Raw genomic sequence first — 2,185 nt, forward strand, 5'->3', positions numbered from 1 at the left:
CTGGTGTCCGGCGAGCTCCCGGCGGGCGAGGCCGCCAACCCCGCCGGCGCCGGCCCCGAGCTCATGACGGCGGTCGCCGACTGGCTGGCGGGCGGCGACGCGAGCTGGCCGCACCATCCCGGCGCCCACCGGGTGCGGCTGCCCACCTACCCGTTCGCGCGGGACCGGCACTGGTACCGCGTGCCGGAGCCCGTCGCCCCCGCCGCCACTGGGCAGCTGCACCCCCTCGTCCACCGCAACACCTCCGACCTGGCGCAGCAGCGCTACACCTCGACGTTCACCGGCGCCGAACCCTTCCTCGACGACCACCGGGTCGGCGGCCGGCGGGTGCTGCCCGCCGCCGCCTACGTCGAGATGGCCCGGGCCGCCGTGGCGCTCTCGGCCACCGGGACGGGGACCGTCCGGCTGCACGACCTGGCCTGGGTGCGGCCGATCACCGTCGACGAGGAACCCGTCGACGTCCAGGTCGAACTGACGCCCGGGGACCACGGCATCGCCGTCGCGTTCGTACGCGACGGCACGGAGCACGGCACCGGCCGCGCCGAGCTCGTCCCGCCCGCGCCGCCGGCCCCGCTCGACCTGGCCGCGCTGCGCGCCTCCTGCCCGGACCCGGCCGAGCCCGACGCCGTCCACCGGCGGCTGCGCGCCCAGGGCCTGGAGTACGGCCCGGCCATGCGCGCGCTGCGGGAGCTGCGCACCGGCCCGGACGGGGCGCTCGCCCGCATCCGGCCGACCGAGCCCGAGGACAGCGGACACCTGCTGCCGCCGAGCCTGCTGGACGCGGCCTTCCAGGTCTCCGTCACGCTGATGCCGGACACCGCCGGGCCGACCCTGCCGCTGGCCCTGGACGAGGTCCTGGTCCACGGGCCGTGCCCGGCCGAGAGCTGGGCCTGGATCCGGCGCACCGGCGGTTCCGGGGGCTCCGGCGGCTCCGGCGGCTCCGGCGCGGTGGCCACCTTCGACATCGACCTGTGCGACCACGAGGGCACCGTCCACGCCACGGTCCGGGGGCTCGCCCAGCGCGCCACCGGCACCGGCACCGGCCCGCGCGTCGTCACCGCCACCACCCGGTGGACGGACCGGCCGGCCGTCCCCGGCGGCCCGGCCCGCACCCCGCACACCCCGGAGCTGCCGGGCGTCGCCCCCTCGGCCCCGGCCGACGGTGTCGAGGCCGTGACGGACACGGTGTTCGCCGCCGTCCGGGAGCTGCTGCTCACCCGGCCCACCACCGAGCACCGGTTCGTGGTGCTGGTCGACGGGCGGGTCCCGGCGCACTTCCACCGGCCTCTGGCGGGGCTGTTCCGCACGGTGGCCCTGGAGAACCCGCTGGTCACCGGCCGGGTGGTGCGCGTCGACGGCCTGGAGGGCACCGACCCGGCGACGATCGAGCGGATCGTCGCCGAGGAGTGCGCGGACGAGGGCGCCGACAGCGAGGTCCGCCGCCGGGCCGACGGGGTCCGGCAGGTGCTGGAACCCGGCGACGCCCCGCTCGCGGCCGGCCCGGCCGTCCCGGAGCTGCGGACCGGCGGGGTGTACTGGATCACCGGCGGCCTGGGCGGCCTCGGTCCGCACCTGGCCCGCTACTTCGGCCGCGCCGGGGCCACGGTGGTGCTCAGCGGACGGTCCGCCACCGGCCCGCTCGCCGACCTGCGCGCCGACGGCGTCGACGCCCACCACCTGCCGGTGGACGTGGCCGACGCCGAGGAGGTCCGGGCCGCGGTCGAGACGATCCTGCGCGACCACGGCTCGCTCGACGGCGTCGTCCACGCGGCCGGCGTCCTGCGCGACCAGTACCTGGTGCGTAAGGACCTGGCCGACGTCCGCACGGTGGGCGCGCCGAAGATCCGCGGCGCGCTCAACCTCGACGCCGCCACCCGCCACCTCGACCTGGACCACTTCGTGCTCTTCTCGTCGGTCGCCGGGGTGTACGGCAACCCCGGCCAGTCCGACTACGCCGCGGCCAACGCCTTCCTGGACGCGTTCGCCGCGCACCGGCAGTCCCTGGTCGACGCCGGCGAGCGCACCGGCCGTACCGTCGCGGTCAGTTGGCCGCTGTGGGCCGACGGCGGCATGACGATGGACGCGGCCGGCCAGGAGGCGATGCGCCGCGAGCGGGGCTGGGAGCCGCTGCCCACCGAGGACGGGCTGCGCGCGCTCGGCGGGGCGCTGCGCGCCGACGCCCCGG

Annotated in this window: 1 protein-coding gene; it reads left to right on the top strand. The window is 78.1% G+C overall.

Annotated features, from left to right (window positions below; all coding sequences use genetic code 11):
* On the top strand, positions 1–2,185 hold a 2,185-nt coding region (locus AE652_RS39980), incomplete at both ends, for an SDR family oxidoreductase (RefSeq protein WP_159028708.1).

It is taken from the genome of Kitasatospora sp. MY 5-36, assembly GCF_001182915.1.
Lineage (GTDB): Bacteria > Actinomycetota > Actinomycetes > Streptomycetales > Streptomycetaceae > Kitasatospora.